The organism is Flavobacterium tibetense (assembly GCF_003293845.1).
In the GTDB taxonomy this organism is placed as follows: Bacteria; Bacteroidota; Bacteroidia; order Flavobacteriales; family Flavobacteriaceae; genus Flavobacterium; species Flavobacterium tibetense.
Genome location: NZ_QLST01000009.1, coordinates 77,330 through 99,919, shown reverse-complemented (window position 1 = coordinate 99,919; position 22,590 = coordinate 77,330). Strand labels below are relative to the sequence as shown.

Here is a 22,590-nt window from a genome sequence, read left to right as displayed (position 1 = left end):
AAATTAAAGACTAATTTTTAGGTTTTTTTTTGCTCATTGAAAAAAGGAAAACTCTTAACTATATTTTCTAAATGCTTGTAATGCACACATGGTTCCCTGATCCCACAATAATTCTTTATTATCCAACATTTTTTGAAATTCAGTTTGGTTAACCCACTTGGCATCAGTAATATAGTCTTCGTCTGGATTTTCTGGCGGATTTTCCATAACAATAGGGTTTTCTGCAATAAAGTAATGCATGGGTCTATTACCAAAAATCCTTTCTGATGAATATAAATGATGAAATATAGTAGACGCCATAGCAACTTCTTCCGCCAATTCCTCTACAGCGTGTGTTAGTAAATCTTTACCTACTTTATCAACACCTCCACTAACAAATTTCCAAAACTTTCTATCGTAGCCGTTAATGTATTCCTGAATGATATAGATTTCTTTGGTTGTAGTATTAAAAGGATACACAATAACAACCTCACGCTCTTTTTTACTTGGTTTTTCTTTTAATTTTGTTTGGAGTAATTCTAACATATTCAGATTTAAATCAACTTATTTTTAAAGTTGCAAAACTAAGGAGAAAATGTTAGGTTAAAAAATTTAGATGTTGTTTATATGCAGCAAATCAAACTAAAAAACTGATTTCTCAAAACTCTTATTACATCCCATATATTAAAACATCGATGTAAACATCATGGAAAACCCAAGCTACAAAGTAGTAATAAACAATATTTAATAAAATGTGCCCAAGTGGCACATTTTTTATATAAAAAATATTTTTTTTTGGTAAATTGTAACTTTTTGTAAATGTAATCGTATAATCACAGAACTAACACAAAAACTATGAACTTTCTTGAACATTATGAGCCACTACTCAAGGCTTTTTGGTACATTGCTTTACCAGTGAGTATCTTTTTCTTGTTGCAGACTATCATGACCTTTATTGGTTTGAGTGGCACTAGCGCTGATGTAGATATTGATGCCGACGGAAGCGATGCTGGTGATTTACCTTTTGATTTGTTTACATTAAGAAACTTAATCAATTTCTTATTGGGTTTCAGTTGGACAGGAATTTCCCTTTTTAATAAATTCGAAAACAAAGCGGTTTTAATTGGTATTGCAATTGCTGTTGGAATTACTTTCGTAGGGTTATTTTTTGTGTTAATCAAGCAAATTTTAAAACTTTCGGAAGACAATTCTTTTAAGCTAGAAAACACGCTTCATAAAACTGCTGATGTGTATTTAACCATTCCTGAAAACAAATCTGGAAAAGGAAAAATCCAAATTAGTGTTAAGGGTTCTGTTCATGAACTTGACGCTATGACGCATCAATTGGAAAAAATTCCTTTTGGCTCAGTAGTAAAAGTAATTGCTGTTGATAGCGGCGTGCTTATTGTAGAAAAATTCTAATCTTTATTTATATCAAACTATGTCTGAATTAATTATTATTGTTGTAGCCGCTATTGTGCTATTCGTAACTTTTGTGACTTTAATTTCGCGTTACAAAAGATGTCCGTCTGACAAAATTTTAGTAATCTATGGTCGCACTGGTGGTACTTCTGCCAAATGTGTTCACGGTGGTGGTGCTTTTATTTGGCCTGTTATTCAAGATTACCAATATTTGGATTTAAAACCGCTTTCTATTGAAGCTAATTTAACCAATGCACTTTCGCGTCAAAACATTCGTGTGGATGTTCCTTGTCGTTTTACGATTGCTATTTCTACAGAAAGCGATAGTATGAACACGGCTGCAGAACGTTTATTAGGCTTACATCCAGACCAAATTCAAGAATTAGCCAAAGATATTTTATTTGGACAATTGCGTTTGGTTATTGCAACGATGACTATTGAAGAAATCAACTCGGATCGTGATAAATTTTTGGATAATATTTCCAAAAACGTTGATTCCGAATTAAAGAAAATTGGTTTAAAATTAATCAACGTGAACGTTACCGATATCAAAGACGAATCGGGTTATATTGAAGCTTTAGGAAAAGAAGCAGCAGCAAAAGCGATTAACGAAGCGAAAATTTCGGTAGCTGAGCAAGAAAAAATTGGAGAAACTGGTAAAGCAATGGCGGATCGTGAAAAAGACGTTCAAATTGCAGAAACGCATAGAGATAGAGATGTTAAAATTGCGATTACCAACAAAGACAAAGAAGTTAGTATTGCAGAAGCATTTAAAGACGAAAGTATTGGTAAAGCAGAAGCGCAAAGAGATACGCGTGTAAAAACTTCAGAAGCCAATGCAATTGCTATTCAAGGGGAAAATGAGGCGAAAATTGCCATTGCCCAATCGGAAGCTACAAGAAGAGAAAAAGAAGCGGAAGCCTTGCGTATTGCATTAGCATCAGAAAAAGTACAACAAGCAAAAGCATTAGAAGAATCATACGTTGCCGAACAAAAAGCAGAAGCCGCTCGTGCCGATAGAGAACGTGCGACTCAGAATGCTAATATTGTAATTCCAGCGGAAATTGCGAAGCAAAAAGCCATTATTGATGCACAAGCCGAAGCAGAAAAAACAAGAGAATTAGCAAAAGGAGAAGCCGATGCAATTTTTGCCAAAATGGAAGCCGAAGCAAAAGGTTTATATGAAATTTTAACCAAACAAGCGGAAGGTTATAAAGAAGTAGTTAGCGCTGCTGGTGGTGATCCAACAAAAGCTTTCCAATTGTTATTAATTGAAAAATTACCAGAATTGGTTAAAACTCAGGTTGAAGCGGTTAAAAACATCAAAATTGACAAAATCACCGTTTGGGATTCTGGAAACAATGCCGATGGAAACGGTTCTACAGCTAATTTCGTTTCAGGAATGATGAAAACCGTTCCACCATTGAACGACTTATTCAATATGGCAGGTTTAAACTTACCAACGTATTTGAAAGGTCAAGATGTTGCGAAACAAGATAGCGCTTCTAATGATGAAATCACGCCAACAGAAGAAGTGAAATAAGCTTTTTAAATTACAAAATTTAAATCCCAAATTCCAAATAAAAACTGGATTTGGGATTTTTTATGTGAGATTGTTTTGATTATATTTGTAATGGGTTGGTGGTGGTTAAAAGCCACTGAAATAAAGCCGCGAAATGTTAGTGACTATATTACACGATAATTCTGCAAAAATTATAAATCTATGAATTTGAATATCTTTCGAGATAAAAACTTAAATAAAAAAGTCAAAAAGCAATTAAAAAGATTAAATTGGGAAGTTGAATTTAATATAATAATAAGGCTGCTTAAACCTTCTATTTCAATAAAAACAAAAATACCTAAAGAAAAAATAAAAATTGGAAAGTCTAAATTTGGTGGATTACCAGATATGCCAAAAGGTGCTCAATGGCCAAGTTTAAATGGTTTTCCTTTTGCATTTATTGGACAAATAAATTTAGAAGAGATAAAATTTGATATCGAAAATAAATTACCTAAAAAAGGAATTTTATATTTTTTCTTCTCAACAAATCAAACTGATTATCAATTTGAACCTTTTGATAAAATCCATAAAGTTTTATATTTTGATGAAAGTTTTATGGATTTAAAAACTCAAGACTACCCAATAAATTATAATGAGTTTGCCAAATTTAAAGAATGTGGAATTGAATTTAATGAACATTATTCATTGCCTTCATATCAAAATTATCAAATTATTGAAAATGGTTTTAGCGATGAAGATGAAAATCTACTTTTTGAAGCAAACGAATTAATTTGTGAAATAACTGGTGCTAATCAGGATATAGGGCATCAAATATTGGGTAATGCAAATGCGGTTCAAGGTGACGTAAGTTATTGGTGGGCATATCAAAACTGCAATATTGAAAATCAAGTAAGCGAAGAAAAGAAAACTGAAATTCAAAAAAACGAAAAAGAAATTATTCTATTACTTCAAGTTGATATGTTAGATGAAATCCCCGAATTCCATAAGTTTGGGGCAAATGGCGGAATATATTTCGGAATAAAAAAGCAAGATTTAGAAAACAAAAAATTTGAAAACACAAAGTTTGTAATTCAGAATTCCTAATAAATACAACCACTTACTCAGGTTTTGCAAGATTGTTGTTTTGGCTAAATTTAAAATTAATTTTATACCTTTGAGTTCGGTGTTTAATCGAAAGTTTCTTGCTTAAAAATCCCCAACTTCTTAAAGCCCGTAAACGTTAGCAATAAGCTTAAAATGAAAGACGAAATCGAAAAAAACATACAATTTATTAATGACAAGGTCATTTCAGATGATGATTATTTATGGAAATATTTAGATTTACATAAGTTCTTGTCTTTTATAATATCAAAATCTTTTCATTTAACTCGACTTGACAAATTCGAAGATAAAAGAGAAGGAATATCACCAATTCATCTTCTATATCAAAATCACAAAAAAGAACTTGATAATCATCCAATGTTTGAAAAAATGAGAACATATATGACTATTGATACTTTAGGTGGTGAAATGAATAAAATAGAAGATGAGTTAAAAAAAATACAACGACTTAACTTTGCTAGTTGTTGGGTAATCGGAAAAAAACAAACTGAATCTGTTGCAATGTGGAATTTGTATAGTGATCCAAAAAGTTTAGCAATTAGAATTAAATACTCTGATTTCAAAAAGAATATTTTAGAAAATGGATATAAAACTGATGGAACAACTAAGGAATTAATTTGTTCACCAGTTAATTATCTAAACTTTCAAGATAAGAGTAATATTGTGGAACATGTAAATAACTTGTTGGATAGTGTATTTTTAAAAGATATAAGTTTCAAACATGAAAATGAATTTAGAATAATTGCAAGAGAAAAAGAAAGAGAAATACCACCAGTTAATTATAAACCAAATATATCTAGAAGTCATATTGAAAATTTACATAATTCTATTTACAATAAACTAGGGACTAAAGTTGAATTAGAAAACTTTGAAAAATATAACTTTGAAATAGTTCATCATCCAAAATCAACAAACTGGACAAAAGAAAATATAAATGAAATTATAAGAAAATTTGATATTAAATTTGATATTTTCGATTCAAATCTTGAATTGAAATAAAGCACCGCTCACTCGCGAATCCTTTCGCGTGTTTCAACCAAATTTTAAAACGCTCCGCTGCTCAATGGAATGTTTTGTTATATTTGTAATGTTTTAATACTGACTCAACGTCAATGAAAGCTTGACACATAATGTTTGCAGCAAGCTTGATTCGAAAAATAAATATATTATCAAATTAAATATGAAACATATTATTTTTTCTATTTTTCTATTTTCAATTTTAACAAGTTGCGGTCAAAATTCCAAAAGTGTATAATAAGTATAAATGCTCTAAGCAATTAACTGAAAACGAAATAAAAAACTATCAAATCAATACTTTTGAAGATTATTCAGATAGTGATTTAGATTTACTAGCTGATATCACAATTTTTATAATTGATTCTAATCCCGAAAAAGATTCTTATGAATGTTTCTTTAACAAACGTGAAAAAGATTTGTTGGTTCTTGATGTCTTTGGTTTAGAAAGTGAAGATAAAATAGACAAAACTTTATGTAACCTTGTTGAAAACAAACAAATAAAATTACCTAAAAAAACAATTATACTATTCCATAAATACGAAAATGGATTTGATGATGGTGGAATTATTGTTGGTTTAAGAATGGAGAATTAAAGTCAGCTGCTAATCGAGTAGATGGTTCCCCGCTCACCCATAAATCTATTCGCATATTTCAATCAAATTTCAAAATGCTCCGCTGCTGAATGGAATGTTTTGTTATATTTTAAAGACTTGGTCTTGGTTGACCGCCACTTCTTAAAGCCGAAAAACGCTATAATCCAATCCCAAAAACTAACATCCATTCATTCTAACACTCAATTTTCCATTGGTATAAGAAAGAACAAAAGGCACTTTCTCTAGCGTACAACGAGGTTCAATTGTAAACTGAAGATAACCAGTAACTTCAAAATCTTTTTTAGACAATACAGCAAAAGATTGTTTATAGTTGGTAGTTACTCGAATCGTGTTTATCGGACTATTCACAAAAGGATGATTATCAAATTCTTCTACAGAAAGTGGTGTTTCAATAATTGCTCCACTTCGTTGTAATTTATCATTTTCTGTCAGCACAAGCGTAAAACGACCGGAAAAATTTCCTTTTGCATTGGGCGAAACAAAATACGCTCCCTTTTTTAAATGCATTTGGATATCCATTTGGTACGTTTCGTTTTGCTGTTTATCAACTCTAAGAATAGCTGTGTAGAGTTCATCTTTAAACACAAGGTCGTCATTAAAAAAAGTAACTTCAGTGTTCTTTGTGTTTTCTGTTGTTGTTGCAATACCAACTTCCTGAGGTGGCACGTTTTCTGAATTAAAACTAAATAGAATTTGCAATAAACCTAAAATTAAATAATTGTACATGACTAAAATTTTTAAAATTAAAATAAAATCGTTCTTAATTACTACCAAGGACCAAATCTTGTAATATTTAAAAAAGTATTTTTTTCTAAACGATAAGCTCCTTTAAATCCAACAAACCACAGTCGGTTTTGTTGATCTTCGTAAATTTGAAAAGGTAATGGACTAAACTCCCCTTCTTTGATTTGTTTTTTTTGGAATGTTTCACCCTTATAGCTAAAGATGCTACGCTTATTTGCTGTAAACCAAATTGTACCTGATTTGTCTTCTAAAAGGCAACCTACTCCACTATTTTTTCCTAATAATTTTTCAGTACGGTTGTAAAATGAATTTCCATCGTATTCATAAAGTCCGTCTGAAGTTGAAATTAAATAGTTTCCATTTGATCTCTCAATAATTTGATTCACAAAATTAGACGGGTTATTGTATTTTTCTGAAAGATTTGTTAGCGTATTTCCATCAAATACGTAGGCACCTCCATTGGTTGCAAACCAAATGTTGCCTTTGCTATCTTCCATGATGGAATGAACCATTTTAGTTGTACTCACTCCTCTTGATGTATCAATTTTACCTTCAGGAATAGCAAAAGGTACCAATTCATCGCCTTCTAAAGTAAAAACACCTTGTGTTGTTCCTAACCAAAGGATTCCTTTGCTATCCATCATCATACTCCAAAGTCCAGAAACGGTTAGAATATCCTTTTGGTGGTAATTGGTAAAAAAAGTTCCATCATATTTTGCAATTCCGCCTCCATAACCAATCCAGATATTTCCATTTTTATCTTCAAGAATGGCATAGATGGTTCCACTTTGACCGTTGAAACCTTTTAGATCAAAATAAACCAACCCACTTTGGTTTTTTCTGCAAAGACCATTTTGAGTACCAAACCAAAAATTTCCTTTTTTATCTTGAAATACCGTTCTTACAACACCACTTATTTGATTCCCTTGGTAATCTTTATCATGTGGACTAATTTTAAATTCAGGGAAGGTTTCTGCTTTTGCACTAATGCTATCTTCATGAACTTTATTTTGTTCTATCTTATATTTTAAAGCGATTTTATTTTTATCAACTTGTCCAGAACAAGAAATAAAAATGAATGAGGAAAGTAACGTTATACTCCATGTTTTTAAATTCAATACATATCTTTCAGTGTTTTTCATAGTTAGCCTTTTGGTATTAAAAAATAATTCTTTAAAAAGTTGTACTTGTAAATAAATTTGTTGTAAAACTAGACGAATTAAAGCTCAAAAATGTAAAAAAAGTGTAAAAGAAGTGTCAATGGTTTTAAAAAATGACAAATTTGTATGTTATTTGCAATACTTATGAAACTGAGAAAAATTTTAATTATCGGTAGTTTTTGTGTTGCAGTATTGGCAGCAATTATGCTATTAATTCCCAACAAGGGAAACGAGAACCATACTGATTTGGCAAAGATTTCATTACGTGATGTTGGAAATCAACTTTTGCTTAGTAACCAAGACAGTACTTCGCTTATTTTGCCTATTCAAAAAATAGAGGAATTTAAATACCAACTTTCATTTGAAAGAGCACTTTCTATTCATCCCGATAGTTTAGTTGTAATTGTTGCTGAAAGCTTTAAAAAAACAAATTTACCCACTCAATACCAAATTGAAGTAAAACAATGCGAAGATTATGAAGTCGCTTACAGCTATTTAAAATTTCCGAACGAAGAAAAAAGCATCGTTCCCTGTAGCGGCAGAATATTACCTCAAAAATGTTATACTATTGAAGTGTTATTTTTAGAAAAAATTGCTACTTCAAGCTATCAAGTTGTTTGGATACTTCTTTTGATTTTCAGTTTGGTAGTAATTGTAATTCTATTACCAAAAAAACGAATAGAGAAACAAACTGAAACTAAACTAACTGATAAAAACTGTATTTCTTTAGGCAAATTTCAATTTTATCCTAATGAAAATAAGTTGGTTATTGAAACTAATGAAATTAGTCTCTCAAAAAAAGAAGTAGAATTACTAACGATTTTTGTTGCTAATCCAAATAAAATCATCAAACGAGAAGAGCTCTCCAAACAAGTTTGGGAAGATCAAGGTGTTTTTGTTGGTAGAAGTTTAGATACTTACATTTCTAAATTGCGCAAAAAACTTAGTGATGATGAAACCATCAAACTAACCAATATTCATGGAATTGGTTATACACTTGAGGTGAAAGAAAACTAATAATAAACAATTTCTGAATCCGTTAGCTTACAACTCTTTCAAAACCTCAACCAAATAATCCACATCTTCTTTCGTATTCAAATGGCTAAAAGAAATACGAAGATTAGGTAAAATTTGTTCTTCTTTAGTAAGAAATTCAGCTAAAACGTGAGAAGGTTTAATGCTGCCACTTTGACAAGCACTTCCTCTAGAAACTGCAATTCCTTTCATATCTAAATTAAAAAGCAAAAGCGCGGTTTTAGAAGAATCCAAAGGTAAAATCACATTCATAAGATTGTAAAACGTATTTTTTCCAATGACTTTAACAGTTGGAAAAGCAGTTTGTAATTGCGTAATCGCATATTGTTTTAATTCCGAAATGTAGTTTTGTTCTTCTTCTAATTTGGCATACGAAAGAGATAAAGCTTCCGCCATTCCAACAATCTGATGCACGGCTTCGGTTCCGGCACGCCAACCTTTTTCTTGTTCGCCACCAAACAATAACGGCTGCAACACTATATTTTTACGAACAAATGCAAAACCAACGCCTTTTGGTCCATGGAATTTATGTGCACTTGCTACTAAAAAATCAACAGGAAGTTGGCTCAAATCAAATGGCATTTTCCCGATGGATTGTACTGTATCGCAATGAAAATAAGCATCATACGTTTGACACCATTGCGCTACGTGCTGAATATCTTGAATTTCACCGGTTTCATTATTTACATGAATTAGCGAAACCAAAGTTTTAATCGGTTGTTCTAATAATTCTGGCAAACTAGCAAGAGCAACACTTCCATCAGCATTTATTGGAAGAAAAGTTACATTTATACCAAATTCTCTTTCCAAAACGGTAACTGTATGTAGAGTTGCGTGATGTTCGGTTTTGGTAGTAATGATTCGTTTTACTCCTAAATCTCGCACAGCACTGCGTAAAATCCAATTGGTAGCTTCGGTAGCGGTTGATGTGAATAGGATTTCAGAAGCTTGAGCATGAAGCAATTTAGCAATCGTTTTTCGCGCGGTTTCCAATTGGGTTTTCGCACTTCGACCAAAACTATGCGTAGAAGATGGATTACCAAAATGTTCCAAAAGCACCGCACTCATAACGGCAACCACTTCTTTTCTTACAGGAGTTGTGGCAGCATTGTCTAAATAAACTTTTCTAATTGCATTCATACCGCAAAGATAAGAAAGTGATGTGGAATGTGGAAAATAGGAGTTATTTTTTGAAATTTCTTTTAACTTTTGTCAAGGTTTTACCACATAGAAACATAGAACAAAAAGAAATACAAAGTCCAATAATTGAATACACAAAGCTATGTAAACTATAAAAAATGAAATGCCTGATTATAAAAAAACCTATGTTTCTATGTGGTGAAAACTACTAGAATTAATGCCCAGCAACCACTACTTCATCTACTTGAATACCTTGTTTTTGCAACAAACGCTTCACCATCCAAGCGAAAAACGTCAAATAAGCAAAACACAACACACCCACGATGTACGATTGATGAATTCCAATAATATCCGCTAATTTCCCTTGTAATGGCGGAATAATTCCTCCACCTAAAATCATCATTACCAAAAACGCCGAACCTTGCGAAGTATATTTTCCTAATCCCATAATCGACAAACTGAAAATCGAAGGCCACATAATACTACAAGCCAAACCAGCCGAAAGGAAAGCATAAATAGCAACAATTCCAGTAGTAAATAAGCCAATTAGCAAAGCTAACATACCAAAAACGCCAAAAACAAACAACGTTCGTGCTGGTTTGTCCTTACTGATGAAGAACGCAATAATTTGAACCAAAACACAAACTCCGTAAAAATACAAAGCTTCCATACTTTTCCCTGAAGCTTCGTTTACGCCTATCACAACACCGAAAGCAATTAATGGAACAACAATTAAAGCTAATTTTTTCCATTGGTCACTTAAATTAAAAACAGAAATGGCACCAGCCCAACGACCAATCATCAAACTTCCCCAATACATCGAAATATAGGGTGCCGTTTCTGAAGTCGCTAATTTTCCAAAAGCTTCTTGCCCTAATAAATCGCCTAGATTACTTCCAACTGCAACTTCTACTCCAACATATGTAAATATGGCCAACATCCCTAAAATCAATTGTGGATACTGCATAGCACCCCAACCCGAAGTGTTTTTCTTAGCGGAATTATAAGCAAACAACAAACTCAACACCACAACACCTAAAGCTCCAGTCAACCAATACATACGACTTTGCTCTAATGGTTCTTTTAAAGTAGCAATTTCAGCTTCTTTTACCGCAACAATACGCAACATTTCATCCGTTTGATTTTCTTGCTTTAAAATGGTGATTTCTTGGCTTATTTCTTCAATAATTGTGGCTTCTTCACTTTTGTAACTGCTAAAAACAGGGGTAAAAAAGATACCTAATAAAACGGTCATAATTACCATTGTAGTCAAAGCTTTGTTGGCTTTTTCTATAGGTTCGTCTGAAATGCCTTTGGGAACTTTTTTCGAAAAATAAAATAAGGCTGCTGCTGCCAAAAATAACAAACCAACCGCCATATATAAAATCACCACTTTGTTCAATTCCAAAGCTTTAATTTGTTCGTCCGTAACCGAAGCCGTTGTGCCAAACAAAGCAAAACCAACCAACAACGGACCAATCATCGTTCCAAAAGAATTGATTCCACCGCCCAAGTTTACACGAGAAGCTCCTGTTTTTGGATCACCTAACAAAATTGCAAACGGATTGGCAGCTGACTGTTGTAGCGAAAATCCTAATGCTACGATGAATAATCCCGCTAACATTCCAGTATACCAGTTGGCTTCCACCGCTAAAATCATAGCTCCAGCACCTAAAGCCGAAAACAACAAACCATAAACAATACTTTTTTTGTAGCCCCAAATACCAATAATATCTTTGTTTTTTACACTTGCCAATACAAAAAGCAACAAAGCACCTACATAATACGCCGTGTAAAAAGCAAAATCAACCAATTGCGATTGGAATTGATCCAAACTGAAATAATGCTTACAAAACGGAATAAAAATACTGTTTCCAGCAGCGATAAAGCCCCAAAAAAAGAAAACAGTCACTAAAGTATATAAAGCAGGGTAATTAGTTTTGGTTGTTGGTGTGTTCATAAATCGTTATTTTGAAAGTTTAAATATACTAGGAAATACGAATTAACAAACATTTTGTTGAAAATAAAATTAAACGCTTAAATTTGCTAAAATTATTTTCTATGAAACGATATATAGGCTTGTTTCTTTTAGCGTTGAGCTTTACCGCTTGCGATGATGGTGATATTACACTACAATCATTTGATTTTGAAGCACAAAACATTCAAAACTGTACTACGAATGAATTGCTTTTTAAAATTAAAGGTTCAGAATTACTATTAGTTACACTTCCAAATTCGGCTACGACTAATGAAGTTACACCAGAAGACCAGCCTCGAGAAATTCCAGTGAACACTACAAACCAAGTTTTATATAGAAAATATTCAGGGAATTTGACCAATGCAACGATTTGTAGTGCTATTCCACCTTCGAGTCCGTCAGTTTCTAAAGAATGGCTAGCAACCGGAGGAACTATTGAAGTAATCACTTCGGAAAGAAGAAATGCCAACGACGAATTAATTGGTTACACACACAACATCCGATTTGTAAATATTAACTTTTCGAGCAGTAACGATTCGTTCAGTTTTGTGAGCTACATTTTCGGAAATTACCAAACGAATTTGTAAACAAAAAATACTTTTTTAAAAAGGCGATAAGAAAATTTTTTATCGCCTTTTTCATTTTTTAGCGATTTGGATTTTGCTTAATGTAAACTTCTGTTGCACCAAAACCATACTTCTGGAAGTTTGCTTCTTGAAAAACTACGTTGTCATATCGCGATAAAAAAAACTCGATTTCCGACTTCAAAACGCCTTCACCAACGCCATGAATTAAAACCATTTTTGGAAGGCGATTTTTGATGGCAAATTCCAATTTGTGTTTCACCGTATCCATCTGAATATTGAGAATATCAAAGTTGGACATACCACGAAAATTTTGCACCAATTTTTCAATATGCAAATCGACTTCCATTACAAATTCTTCCTTCTTGGATTTCTTTTCTTTGGTAAAACTACGCTTTACAGGCTCTTTTTTATCCTTTAAAACATCACTTATACTTTTAGATGAAAACAAATTATTTAAATCACTTATTTTCTGTAACTTAACCAATTCGTTGACAAAAAATGTCATCACAAAATCGTCAGTAGTTTTTATGGAAATTTCGTTATTTTTAACCGCTACCACTTCACCTTCAATTGCTTCATCTAAAACGGCGACCTTATCGCCTACTTCAAACTTTTCATTCATTATCTTCTTCGTTTTTGTTGGGTATTTTTTTCATAATTCGGAACAGGCCTATCATAAAAATAGCCATTGCTCCTATCATAATAAATTTGTTAGGTTCTGGTTTTGACTGCTCATAAAGGGCGTAAATTCCAGCTCCAAAAAACAATAAAATGGATACAAACTTTAACATGCTTCAATTGATTTTTTTCAAAGATAACTAAAACAATTTTGATGGATTTTGTTTTGTAAATAAATATGAAATACATCTTGACAACCTTAAAACTTGGAATCAAAAATTTCAAAATACTAGTACAAAAATTTGATGCCTTTATTTTTTTTCGTAAACTTGTCTATCAATTTTTTTATCCATGGAAGAAGAAAAAATGTTGCCTTGTATGAACAAACAACTCTTTGGAGTGGAATGCCCGGGTTGTGGTACACAGCGTTCATTAGCGCATTTATCTCAGGGAGAATTTTACGAAGCCTTTATAATCTATCCCGCAATTTATACATTGATTCCTTTTTTTCTTGTGTTAATCCTACATTTTACTAATAAATCAAGAAACTATAATAAAGCCATTATCGCATTAGCCATTATCAATGGTGTGGTGATTATTGGCTCCTATTTATTTAAAATTTTCAATCAAACTAACTAATTAAAAACTAAAAAAACATGGAAAAACAAAAATTACCTAACGAACAAGCAGTAATGATTTTAGGTTTATTATCATTCATTGGATGTTGTTGCTCAAGCGGAATCTTGGGAGTAATCTTATCTGGGATAGGTTTGTATTTAGCTAACAAATCAGAAAAAATGTATATCCAAAACCCTGAATTATACAATAAAGGCTCTTTAAATACTTGGAAAATTGTCAATATTGTGAGTTTAGCAATTAGTGCTGTATTTGTAATTAGATTAATATATTTGTTATCTACTGTTGGAATTGGTGAAATGCAAGAACAATTTATGCAAATGATGGAAGAAGCTCAAAGAGGTCAATAATTTCAACGAAACATACTCATAAAAAGCCCAGTATTTACTGGGCTTTTTTGTTTAATAACAAATCGTTAACAACTTTGTTTCATGAGAAATTCATTTTTTGGCACGCAACTTGGATATAGCTAATCAACCAACAGAATAAAAATAGATGTTGGATTGTTTAACCTTAAATTGATGTGTTATGAAAAAAATTACTCAAGTATTGGTTGCCTTCACAATCTTCTTTGGAATGGGAATGGCAGAAGCATCAGAGAAAAGGGTTTTTGATGATGTTGGAAGAAGATTTCGTCCAGTAGATTATCGTCACGCTGAGCCGATTGTATTCGTTGAAAGAGGCATTGAATTTTATGTTTTCCCAAATGGAGAATTTGATTTCAATACCGTAAGAACAGCAACTCCAAATAGACCAAGAGGAAATAGTTTCAATACAACTTTTGGCGCACCAAATGTTCACAATTATCATGGAACAAGTAATGCAGGCGTTCGAATTGAGCACGATCATTTTGGAAGAGTGAGAAGAATTGGCAACGTTTTTATCAACTACGATGCTTTTGGAAGGATTAGAAGAGCTGGAAGCGTTTATATGAGATACAACAGTTTTGCATTAACTCAAGTAGGAAATTTGAGAATTGTGTACAACAGAAGAGGTCAAATTATCTCAGTTTACGGAACAGTAAATGGTTTTAATCACGGTTATGTGTACAATCCTGGTGGTTTTGGTGGCAACACCTATTACAACACAAACGGATTCGACAACGATGATTTTGAAGGTGATTTCTACTACTACCGCACCGATGGTACCAAAGCAAAAATGGCTGAGGAAGACGTAAAAGAAATAGAAAGAGAAGCTACTTCTCTAAGAAATAGAAGATAACATAGTAAATAGTTGGTTGGTTAGTTTTGTTAAAGTCCTGTTTTATCCCAGTGGTAAAGCAGGATTTTTAATTTAAAATAGCTACCAATTCTTGAGTGAGCACTCTCCTACTGTACTTTTGCAAACCAATAGCATGTACTTGAAGCGATTGCGATTGAAAAGCTTCAAAATACTGTAATATTTGAGTTTTCAATGCGTCTTTGTCTTCGTACGTAAAAAATGTTCCCGTATTGGTTTCTTTGATTATGGAAGCAAAATCGGCTTTTTCTGGTCCAATGGCTAAAATAGGTCGTTCCGAAACTAAATATTCAAACAATTTCCCAGGAATAATACAATTCGTTTGCTCCGAATCAATTTCAATTAATAGTAAAACTTGAGAACAACGCTGCTCTTGAAGCGCCACTTCATGCGAAACGTAACCCAAATGATTTACAAAACGTTCTAAATTAAATTCATGAATCGATTCCAAAACCGAATCGCTAACGGCACCAATTAATTTTAATTCCAATTTTTCTGAAAAAGCTTTGTTCTCTTTAACCAATTCCGCTAAAGCTTTCCATAAAATTCTCGGATTTCTTTCCGATAAAAACGAACCAATGTGTGCCAATGTAAATTTCTCATCCAATGGTTTTTTGGAGATTTGTTCCACATCATAACCATTAGTAATCACCGAAATTGGTTTAGAAGTCAGTGCTTCAAATTCTGTTTTTGTCGTTGGTGAAGTCACAATGATTTGGTCACAACTGTTTAAAACTTGCTTTTCTAACTGTTTGTGTTTTTTCGCAGCCCAATCTGATAATTCCAATTTATCGTGATAACCAATAGTGGTCCATGGATCTCTGAAATCAGTAATCCAATTGATTTTATGGCGATTTTTCAATTCCATTCCAATTAAATGCAGACTATGCGGTGGTCCAGTAGTGATTACCGTTTCAATTTGATGTTCTTGAATGTATTTACTCAAAAATTGCACCGAAGGACGAATCCAAAACAAGCGCGCATCAGGAATAAACAAGTTCCCACGAACCCAAATCAGCATTTTTTCAACCCAAGATTGCTTCTTTTTGTTCGGAATAATCCCCGAACTGATTTTTTTGGTCTTCTTTTTCGAAAATATTCCTGCCAATCCATAAGGTTCAAAAATGGGCTTTTTGACAATAATGGCTTTATCGGAAACATCAGCAACTAGTTTCTCATCAAGCAATGGATATGTTGGATTTTTTGGTACATAAACATGCGGTTCTATACCAAAATCAGGCAAATATTTGACAAACTTCAACCAACGCTGAACTCCTGGTCCACCCGCTGGCGGCCAATAATAGGAGATAATGAGTATTTTTTTGGTTGGGTTCAAGTTTAATTACAAGTTCAAAAATCAAAAATATCTAATCTTAAATCGTTCTCTTATTATCAAAATACAATCCAGCTCCAACTAGTAAAACCATCAAAATGGTGCTAATTAACGCAATAGTACTTCCTGCTTTTACAACTTCTGGTTCAAATTTGAATTCGATGATGTGTTCTCCTGCTGGAATTTGCAAACCTCTTAAAACGTAATTTACATTGAAAATTGACGCTTCTTGACCGTCAATTGTTGCTTTCCAACCTTTGGAATAATACATTTCTGAGAAAACAGCAAAACCTTCATTACTATTATTTGATACGTATTTTAAATGATTTGGTTGGTATTGGGTTAATTGGATAGAAGCTAAAGAATCTTTTACAAAAGTATTTAGTTTGATATCATTTACTAATGAATTAATGACTACTTCATTCTTCGTATCCAAACTATCCAAAGCTTTTATTTCTTCATCGGCTGTACTTACAAATTTCACTTTTTCTACAAACCAGGCGTTTCCATTGGCGTTTTGGTTTAATAATGGCATTTGTTGGCCTTCTTCATTAGTTTGAATGATGTATTTGGCATTTAACATGTTCAATACACGAACGTTATTTTTAGCAATATGATAATCAAACAATTGCTGCATTCTTCTAGGTTTTGCCGCATGATAACCACCAATCGACTGATGGAAATACGATGCTCTAGCACTATTCATGGCACCATTGACTTCAAAAACTCTAAAAACGGTTGTGTCTTGAAGAATTTGAGCATTGGCTTGCGTTGGCTGGAATGGTTGATCCATTTCTCTTGCAGGTACAAAACTTTCTTTGTTTACATAGTTTTTGGCAATAAAAAATAAATCGCCCACCATTAAAAATCCGACTAAAACTAGCGTTGTTAGTGGTTTTAATGTATTCTTATTGTATAAAAATAATAATCCAAATACTACTGCTACAAATCCCATTCCGCGTAAGACATCGGAACTATATAACGACATTCTATCTTCTTTCAAAGCGTTCATGAATTCTGGTCCGTAAGCTTGTGCGTAATAACTATCACTAGCTCCTGAGAAATTGAACGTTCCTTTTAGCAAGAATAAAAACACTAGAATTCCAAAAGCAATGGCTCCTGATTTCCATAAATAATCAAATTGTTGCTTTTTATCTTCGATTTTGAAAAATTGGTACAAACCTAAAGTCGCCAATGCAGGAACACAAAGTTCTAACAACACTTGAATAGAAGAAACCGCTCTAAATTTGTTGTACATGGGAACATAATCGATAAAGAAATTGGTCACCAATGGAAAGTTTTTTCCCCAAGAAAGCACCAAAGCCACCAAAGCTCCAGTAGCTAAAATGTATTTTATTTTTCGTTTTTCAGTAAAAAAAGCTAGTACAAAAAAGAAGAAAACCACAATTCCAATATAGGCTGGAGCCGCTACAATTGGTTGGTCGCCCCAATACGTTGGCATTTGTTTTACCAAATTGGTCGCTTCATAAGACGGAACACCTTGTTGTACAATGAATTGAAACATTTCAGAATCTGCGCCTAAATCTTCGTTATTTGAACCACCAAATAATCGCGGTGCAATTAAATTCAAACTTTCTGCAATTCCGTAGCTGTATTCGGTGATGTAATCGTACGACATGGCATTGCTATCCGTTTTTGGCGAACCATCAGGATTAAAGGTTAATTCGCTTTTATCTCTTGTTGAAAATTTGGCATATTCTGCTGTTGCCATCAAATTTGTTGCATTGGCACCAATAGCTAAAATTCCAGCGATTGTGAATACTCCTAACGCTTTGGCTAAATCTTTAAAGGCTTTTTCTTTGGCAAATTGAACCACATAAAAAATAGTTACTACCAATAACAATAGCAATAAATAATACGTCATTTGGAAGTGATTCGCTTGAATTTCCAATGCAGCGGCTATCATCGTCAAAATACCACCTAAAAGAAATTTCCTTTGGAATACCAATAAAACGCCAGCCAAAACCATTGGCATATAAGCAATTGCGTGTGCTTTGGCATTGTGACCAACACCTAAAATAATAATCAAATATGTGGAAAAACCGAAAGCTAAAGCTCCGAAAAAAGCTTTTAATGGATCAATTTTCAATACCATTAACAACACATAAAACCCTAAGAAATAAAGGAACAAATAATCGGCTGGTCTTGGAAGAAAACGCAAAACGCTATCTACTTTTTTTACATAATTGTGCGGATAATTAGCGCCCAATTGGTACGTTGGCATTCCACCAAAAGCACTGTTTGTCCAATACGGTTCTTCGCTGAATTCCTTTCGGAAATCGTTTTGTTCTTTCGCCATTCCGGTGTATTGTGCAATATCGGATTGGAAGATTTTTTTTCCTTCTAAAACAGGATAAAAATAAATCAATGCTACTAAAACAAAGCCAAAAACAGCTAAAACGTGAGGCAAAAATGGTTGTATTTTCTTCATTGGTACGAAATATCAAGATATAAAGCGCTAAGGTAAATAAAAAAAGGATATTGCAATAATATCCTTAAAGTTATTCGGTAGTAAAAATCTTATTGTACTTCTTCGTAATCGATGTATTCGCCTACTTTTTTCTTTTCTTTTGGCATAGATGGTTTCACAGGTTCCTGATACGAATTTTGTTGGTATCGCTGCTGTTGCTGATGCATTTGTTGCGCCATTTTTTCTTGCATTTTATCCATTGCTTTTCGCATTAAAAACGGAGCAAGTAAGCGCATTAAAAATTTGAATGCGTAATAAAATAAAATAAGGTAAAATAAGGTTTTTATAAACCCCGTAAAAGAAGCCATTTCCATTGTAATCCTTTTAAAAGTCAAATATACTACTATAAGTAATTATTTCTCGATATTTGTTTCTTAAAATTATGATAAAAATACTATTTTTGGAAATAAATTTATTTGAAATGAGCTATTCAAAATCCCTTTTGGTTTTCTTTTTATTGATTTACCAAGTCCAATTTGCCCAATTTACTGATGAAATTAATTCCAATCGTCCAGGAAAATCGATGATGGCGTTTGCTGTTGGTAAAAAGATCATTCAAGCAGAAACAGGATTAACTAGAGTTTCCGAAAGTCACAATAAGCTGAATTATGATGCTGCTGGTTTCATGGGAGAATTAGTATTGCGTTACGGCGTTTGGAAAGAAGAATTGGAAGTTATAGCCGAAATTCAATATCAAAATGACAAATTTTCTTCACCTTTTTTAGACGAAAACAGAAGTGGTTTCAGACAATTGACATTGGGAGCTAAATATTTAATATATGATCCATTCAAAAATTACGAAGAAAAAGTAAATGTTTACAGCTGGAAAGCCAATAAAAAATTCAAATGGAGACAGTTTTTACCAGCGGTTGCGGGTTATGCTGGAGCGAACTTTGGTGTTGGAAACAATCCATTTAATTACGCACCAGCCAATATTGAAGAACCAACTGTGAGTCCGAAAGTTACTGCAATTGCTCAAAATCATTTTGGAGGACGTTGGGTTTTGGTAACTAATATTACTTATGATAAAATTGGAACTGATTTTGCAAGTTTGAATTACGTTTTAACTCTTACTAGAGGTTTCAATGCACAATGGTCGGGTTTTATTGAAAATCAAGGTTATAGTGGCGATTATTATTCCGATGGGATTTTCCGTGTTGGTGCGGCTTTCTTGTTTGATAAAAACATGCAAATTGATGCTTCATTGGGTAAAAACATGAAAGCTACTCCTGAAATTTTCAACTTTGGTGTAGGTTTTTCTTGGCGTTTTGCTGACCAATATGAAGAAGTGAAAATGGAAAAAGACAATGGCAGCAAGATGGACAAAAAAATGAAGAAGAAAGGCGAAAAAGAAGCTAAAAAACGTAAAGACGAATTCCAAGACTAATGAATATTACCATTAAAGAAGCTGTTTCTCCTAAAGAAATTAGAGATTTCGTTTTATTTTCTTTTGAGCTATTCAAGGGAAATCCCAATTGGATTCCACCTTTGATTAGTGAGGAAATGGAAACTTTTGATAAAACTAAAAATCCAGCCTTACAAAAAGCGGAATGTCACTTGTATTTGGCTTACAAAGACAATAAAATTGTTGGAAAATTAGCTGCTATTATCAATTGGGATGAAGTTAATTTATTAGGCAAACAGAAAGTACGATTTGGCTGGTTTGATGTAATCGATGATATTGAAGTAACCAAAGCTTTATTGGAAAAAGTGGAAACCTTAGGAAAACAACACGGTTTAACGCAAATGGAAGGTCCAATTGGATTTTCTAATTTAGATAAAGTGGGTGCACTAACTGAAGGTTTTGATGAAATGGGTAATATGATTACTTGGTATAGTAAACCCTATTACCAAGAACACTTCAAACAATTGGGTTTAACCGTTGAAAAAGAGTATCAAGAAAGTGTTTTTTCTTTTTTTGATGTAAATCCTGAACCCTATTTTCGTGCTAGTAAAATGATTCGTGACCGATACAAACTGAAAGCCATAAACTTCAGTAAAACGTCTGAAATAATGCCTTATGTAGATCAGATGTTTGATTTATTCAATGAGGCTTATGCCAAATTACAATCTTTTGTAGCTGTATCACAAGAACAAATTGATTATATCAAAAAGAAGCATATTGGTTTTATTAACCCAGAATATATCAAATTTATTTTGGATGAAAATGATCGTATGATTGCTTTTACGATTGTAATGCCAAATTTCGCAGATGCTTTACAAAAAGCCAAGGGAAAATTGTTTCCTTTTGGATGGTGGCATTTATTACAAGCCAAAAAACAATCCAAGGAAGTCGTTTTTTATCTTATTGGAATTTTACCTGAATACCAAAACAAAGGTATAACAGCTGTTATTTTTGATGAATTTTACCATGTATTCAAAGCTAAAAACATCACTACTTGCATTCGAACTCCAGAATTAGAAGAAAATCATGCTATGCATAATCTATGGAAAAACTTCAATTCTAGAATCAATAAAAGACGATGTACTTTTAGCAAACCCATTTAGTTCAATAACAAGTGATAAAACACAAAACAAATAACACAATAAAGTGTTACCAATAGAATCTCTAGTTTATAATTTTCAATAATTTTTCTCATAATTGCATATACGAAAAGGAGAAAAAGTTGGATTTAAAACATAAAAAAATAGGCTATCAAAAAATGATAGCCTATTTTTTATAATGTAATTACTTACTACTCCATGTTTACCACATTAGCTTCAGCAATTTGTTTGTACGTACCATTTTCTAATTTCTCACGAATTGCTTCAAATGCAGCTAACGTTTCGTTGATATCTTCCATAGTATGAGAAGCTGTAGGAATCATGCGCAATAAGATAATTCCTTTTGGAATCACTGGATATACTACAATTGAAAGGAAAATTCCGTAATTTTCACGTAAATCATTCACCATAATCATCGCTTCTGGAATAGAACCTTCTAAATACACAGGAGTTACACAAGTGTTGGTGTCGCCAATATTGAATCCTTTTTCTTTCAATCCATTTTGTAACGCATTCACGTTTTCCCATAATTTATCTTTCAAACCTGGGTTATCGCGAAGCAATTGCAAACGCTTTAATGCTCCTACCGTCTGAATCATTGGTAATGCTTTTGCAAACATTTGCGAACGTAAGTTGTATTTTAAATAATCGATAACATCTTTATCTGCAGCTAAGAAAGCACCAATACTTGCCATAGATTTTGCGAAAGTTGAAAAATAAACATCGATTCCGTCTTGACAACCTTGCTCCTCACCTGCTCCGGCACCTGTTTTTCCTAAAGTACCAAAACCATGTGCATCATCAACTAACAAACGGAAATTGTACTTTTCTTTCATTGCAACAATTTCTTTCAATTTTCCTTGTTGACCACGCATTCCAAATACACCTTCGGTAATGAATAAAATTCCGCCACCTGTTTCTTGTGCCATTTTTGTAGCACGTTGCAGGTTTTTCTCCATACTTTCCAAATCATTGTGTTTGTAAGTAAAACGCTTACCCATGTGTAAACGAACGCCATCAATAATACAAGCGTGTGCATCAACATCATAAACAATGATATCATTTTTTGTAACCAAAGCATCAATACAAGACATGATTCCTTGGTAACCAAAATTTAATAGATAAGCAGCTTCTTTATTTACAAAAGCAGCTAACTCATTTTCTAATTGTTCGTGATAATTGGTATGACCACTCATCATACGAGCACCCATTGGATATGCTGCTCCATATTGTAAAGCTGCATCAGCATCCGCTTTTCTAACTTCAGGATGATTAGCTAAACCTAAATAATCATTGATACTCCAATTTAAAATCTCTTTTCCATGGAACATCATTCTTGGACCTAACTCTCCTTCTAATTTAGGAAATACAAAATACCCTTCTGCTTGTGAAGCCCATTTTCCTAACGGACCTTTATTGTTCTGAATTCTCTCGAATAAATCTTTTACCATGATAATATAATAGGTGTT

At 32.9% G+C, this 22,590-nt stretch carries 23 protein-coding genes; 12 read left to right on the top strand and 11 right to left on the bottom strand.

Annotated features, from left to right (window positions below):
• Window positions 1-54: 54 nt before the first annotated feature.
• On the bottom strand, window positions 55-525 hold the full coding sequence (locus tag DPN68_RS08580) for an NUDIX domain-containing protein (RefSeq protein ID WP_113989243.1): 471 nt from the start codon (window positions 523-525) through the stop codon (window positions 55-57).
• 309 nt (window positions 526-834) lie between these two features.
• Between DPN68_RS08580 and DPN68_RS08575 the strand changes: the two genes are divergently transcribed.
• From DPN68_RS08575 to DPN68_RS08555, 5 genes are all read left to right on the top strand, one after another.
• A complete protein-coding gene (locus tag DPN68_RS08575; RefSeq protein WP_113989242.1) occupies window positions 835-1,401 on the top strand; it encodes an NfeD family protein in 567 nt (188 codons plus the stop codon).
• 19 nt (window positions 1,402-1,420) lie between these two features.
• Entirely contained in the window at window positions 1,421-2,944 is a 1,524-nt protein-coding gene (locus DPN68_RS08570) for a flotillin family protein (RefSeq protein ID WP_113989241.1), read from the top strand.
• Between the two features lie 180 nt (window positions 2,945-3,124).
• The gene (locus DPN68_RS08565) at window positions 3,125-4,006 is read left to right on the top strand and encodes a YwqG family protein (RefSeq protein WP_113989240.1); all 882 of its coding nucleotides are present in this window, start codon (window positions 3,125-3,127) and stop codon (window positions 4,004-4,006) included.
• A 153-nt stretch (window positions 4,007-4,159) separates the two neighbouring features.
• The gene (locus tag DPN68_RS08560; protein ID WP_113989239.1) at window positions 4,160-5,023 is read left to right on the top strand and encodes a DUF2971 domain-containing protein; all 864 of its coding nucleotides are present in this window, start codon (window positions 4,160-4,162) and stop codon (window positions 5,021-5,023) included.
• 248 nt (window positions 5,024-5,271) lie between these two features.
• Window positions 5,272-5,634: a hypothetical protein gene (locus tag DPN68_RS08555; protein ID WP_113989238.1), complete on the top strand. Its 363-nt coding sequence runs from the start codon at window positions 5,272-5,274 to the stop codon at window positions 5,632-5,634.
• 177 nt (window positions 5,635-5,811) lie between these two features.
• Here the strand turns inward: DPN68_RS08555 and DPN68_RS08550 are convergent, their stop codons facing one another.
• Both DPN68_RS08550 and DPN68_RS08545 read right to left on the bottom strand, forming a co-directional pair.
• Complete coding sequence (locus DPN68_RS08550) at window positions 5,812-6,381, bottom strand: hypothetical protein (protein ID WP_133256584.1); 570 nt, start codon at window positions 6,379-6,381, stop codon at window positions 5,812-5,814.
• Between the two features lie 41 nt (window positions 6,382-6,422).
• Window positions 6,423-7,541: a ligand-binding sensor domain-containing protein gene (locus tag DPN68_RS08545; RefSeq protein WP_113989236.1), complete on the bottom strand. Its 1,119-nt coding sequence runs from the start codon at window positions 7,539-7,541 to the stop codon at window positions 6,423-6,425.
• Window positions 7,542-7,703: 162 nt separating this feature from the next.
• Between DPN68_RS08545 and DPN68_RS08540 the strand changes: the two genes are divergently transcribed.
• The gene (locus tag DPN68_RS08540) at window positions 7,704-8,576 is read left to right on the top strand and encodes a winged helix-turn-helix domain-containing protein (RefSeq protein ID WP_157958502.1); all 873 of its coding nucleotides are present in this window, start codon (window positions 7,704-7,706) and stop codon (window positions 8,574-8,576) included.
• Window positions 8,577-8,603: 27 nt separating this feature from the next.
• Here DPN68_RS08540 and DPN68_RS08535 read toward each other — a convergent pair whose 3' ends face one another.
• Both DPN68_RS08535 and DPN68_RS08530 read right to left on the bottom strand, forming a co-directional pair.
• Window positions 8,604-9,725, bottom strand: a complete 1,122-nt coding sequence (locus tag DPN68_RS08535) for a cysteine desulfurase family protein (protein ID WP_113989271.1) — start codon at window positions 9,723-9,725, stop codon at window positions 8,604-8,606.
• A 223-nt stretch (window positions 9,726-9,948) separates the two neighbouring features.
• Window positions 9,949-11,694 carry an MFS transporter gene (locus DPN68_RS08530; RefSeq protein ID WP_113989234.1) on the bottom strand — a complete coding sequence of 582 codons (1,746 nt, stop codon included), beginning with the start codon at window positions 11,692-11,694 and terminating at the stop codon, window positions 9,949-9,951.
• Window positions 11,695-11,795: 101 nt separating this feature from the next.
• On the opposite strand from DPN68_RS08530, the gene DPN68_RS08525 reads away from it, so the two are divergent.
• The gene (locus tag DPN68_RS08525; protein WP_113989233.1) at window positions 11,796-12,299 is read left to right on the top strand and encodes a hypothetical protein; all 504 of its coding nucleotides are present in this window, start codon (window positions 11,796-11,798) and stop codon (window positions 12,297-12,299) included.
• Window positions 12,300-12,357: 58 nt separating this feature from the next.
• Here the strand turns inward: DPN68_RS08525 and DPN68_RS08520 are convergent, their stop codons facing one another.
• Both DPN68_RS08520 and DPN68_RS13165 read right to left on the bottom strand, forming a co-directional pair.
• The gene (locus DPN68_RS08520) at window positions 12,358-12,921 is read right to left on the bottom strand and encodes a Smr/MutS family protein (RefSeq protein WP_113989232.1); all 564 of its coding nucleotides are present in this window, start codon (window positions 12,919-12,921) and stop codon (window positions 12,358-12,360) included.
• Window positions 12,914-13,090, bottom strand: a complete 177-nt coding sequence (locus tag DPN68_RS13165; RefSeq protein ID WP_157958501.1) for a hypothetical protein — start codon at window positions 13,088-13,090, stop codon at window positions 12,914-12,916. Before DPN68_RS13165 ends, DPN68_RS08520 begins: the two co-directional genes overlap by 8 nt.
• A 178-nt stretch (window positions 13,091-13,268) precedes the next feature.
• Between DPN68_RS13165 and DPN68_RS08515 the strand changes: the two genes are divergently transcribed.
• The 3 genes from DPN68_RS08515 to DPN68_RS08505 all read left to right on the top strand — a co-directional run bounded on the left by DPN68_RS08515 (window position 13,269) and on the right by DPN68_RS08505 (window position 14,774).
• The gene (locus tag DPN68_RS08515) at window positions 13,269-13,556 is read left to right on the top strand and encodes a DUF2752 domain-containing protein (protein ID WP_113989231.1); all 288 of its coding nucleotides are present in this window, start codon (window positions 13,269-13,271) and stop codon (window positions 13,554-13,556) included.
• Between the two features lie 17 nt (window positions 13,557-13,573).
• Entirely contained in the window at window positions 13,574-13,903 is a 330-nt protein-coding gene (locus DPN68_RS08510) for a CCC motif membrane protein (RefSeq protein ID WP_113989230.1), read from the top strand.
• 178 nt (window positions 13,904-14,081) lie between these two features.
• Window positions 14,082-14,774, top strand: a complete 693-nt coding sequence (locus tag DPN68_RS08505; RefSeq protein ID WP_113989229.1) for a hypothetical protein — start codon at window positions 14,082-14,084, stop codon at window positions 14,772-14,774.
• Window positions 14,775-14,841: 67 nt separating this feature from the next.
• Here DPN68_RS08505 and DPN68_RS08500 read toward each other — a convergent pair whose 3' ends face one another.
• The 3 genes from DPN68_RS08500 to DPN68_RS08490 form a co-directional block, all read right to left on the bottom strand.
• Entirely contained in the window at window positions 14,842-16,128 is a 1,287-nt protein-coding gene (locus DPN68_RS08500) for a glycosyltransferase family 4 protein (RefSeq protein WP_113989228.1), read from the bottom strand.
• Between the two features lie 37 nt (window positions 16,129-16,165).
• Window positions 16,166-18,577 carry a YfhO family protein gene (locus DPN68_RS08495; RefSeq protein WP_113989227.1) on the bottom strand — a complete coding sequence of 804 codons (2,412 nt, stop codon included), beginning with the start codon at window positions 18,575-18,577 and terminating at the stop codon, window positions 16,166-16,168.
• Window positions 18,578-18,666: 89 nt separating this feature from the next.
• The gene (locus tag DPN68_RS08490) at window positions 18,667-18,924 is read right to left on the bottom strand and encodes a DUF4834 family protein (protein ID WP_239987060.1); all 258 of its coding nucleotides are present in this window, start codon (window positions 18,922-18,924) and stop codon (window positions 18,667-18,669) included.
• Window positions 18,925-18,998: 74 nt separating this feature from the next.
• Here DPN68_RS08490 and DPN68_RS08485 point away from each other — a divergent pair, with 74 nt between their 5' ends.
• Window positions 18,999-20,003 carry a transporter gene (locus tag DPN68_RS08485; RefSeq protein ID WP_239987057.1) on the top strand — a complete coding sequence of 335 codons (1,005 nt, stop codon included), beginning with the start codon at window positions 18,999-19,001 and terminating at the stop codon, window positions 20,001-20,003.
• Complete coding sequence (locus tag DPN68_RS08480) at window positions 20,003-21,124, top strand: GTP cyclohydrolase (RefSeq protein ID WP_113989224.1); 1,122 nt, start codon at window positions 20,003-20,005, stop codon at window positions 21,122-21,124. The genes DPN68_RS08485 and DPN68_RS08480 overlap by 1 nt, the downstream gene beginning before the upstream one ends.
• A 188-nt stretch (window positions 21,125-21,312) precedes the next feature.
• Here the strand turns inward: DPN68_RS08480 and DPN68_RS08475 are convergent, their stop codons facing one another.
• Window positions 21,313-22,572, bottom strand: a complete 1,260-nt coding sequence (locus tag DPN68_RS08475) for an aminotransferase class I/II-fold pyridoxal phosphate-dependent enzyme (protein ID WP_113989223.1) — start codon at window positions 22,570-22,572, stop codon at window positions 21,313-21,315.
• Window positions 22,573-22,590 lie beyond the last annotated feature (18 nt).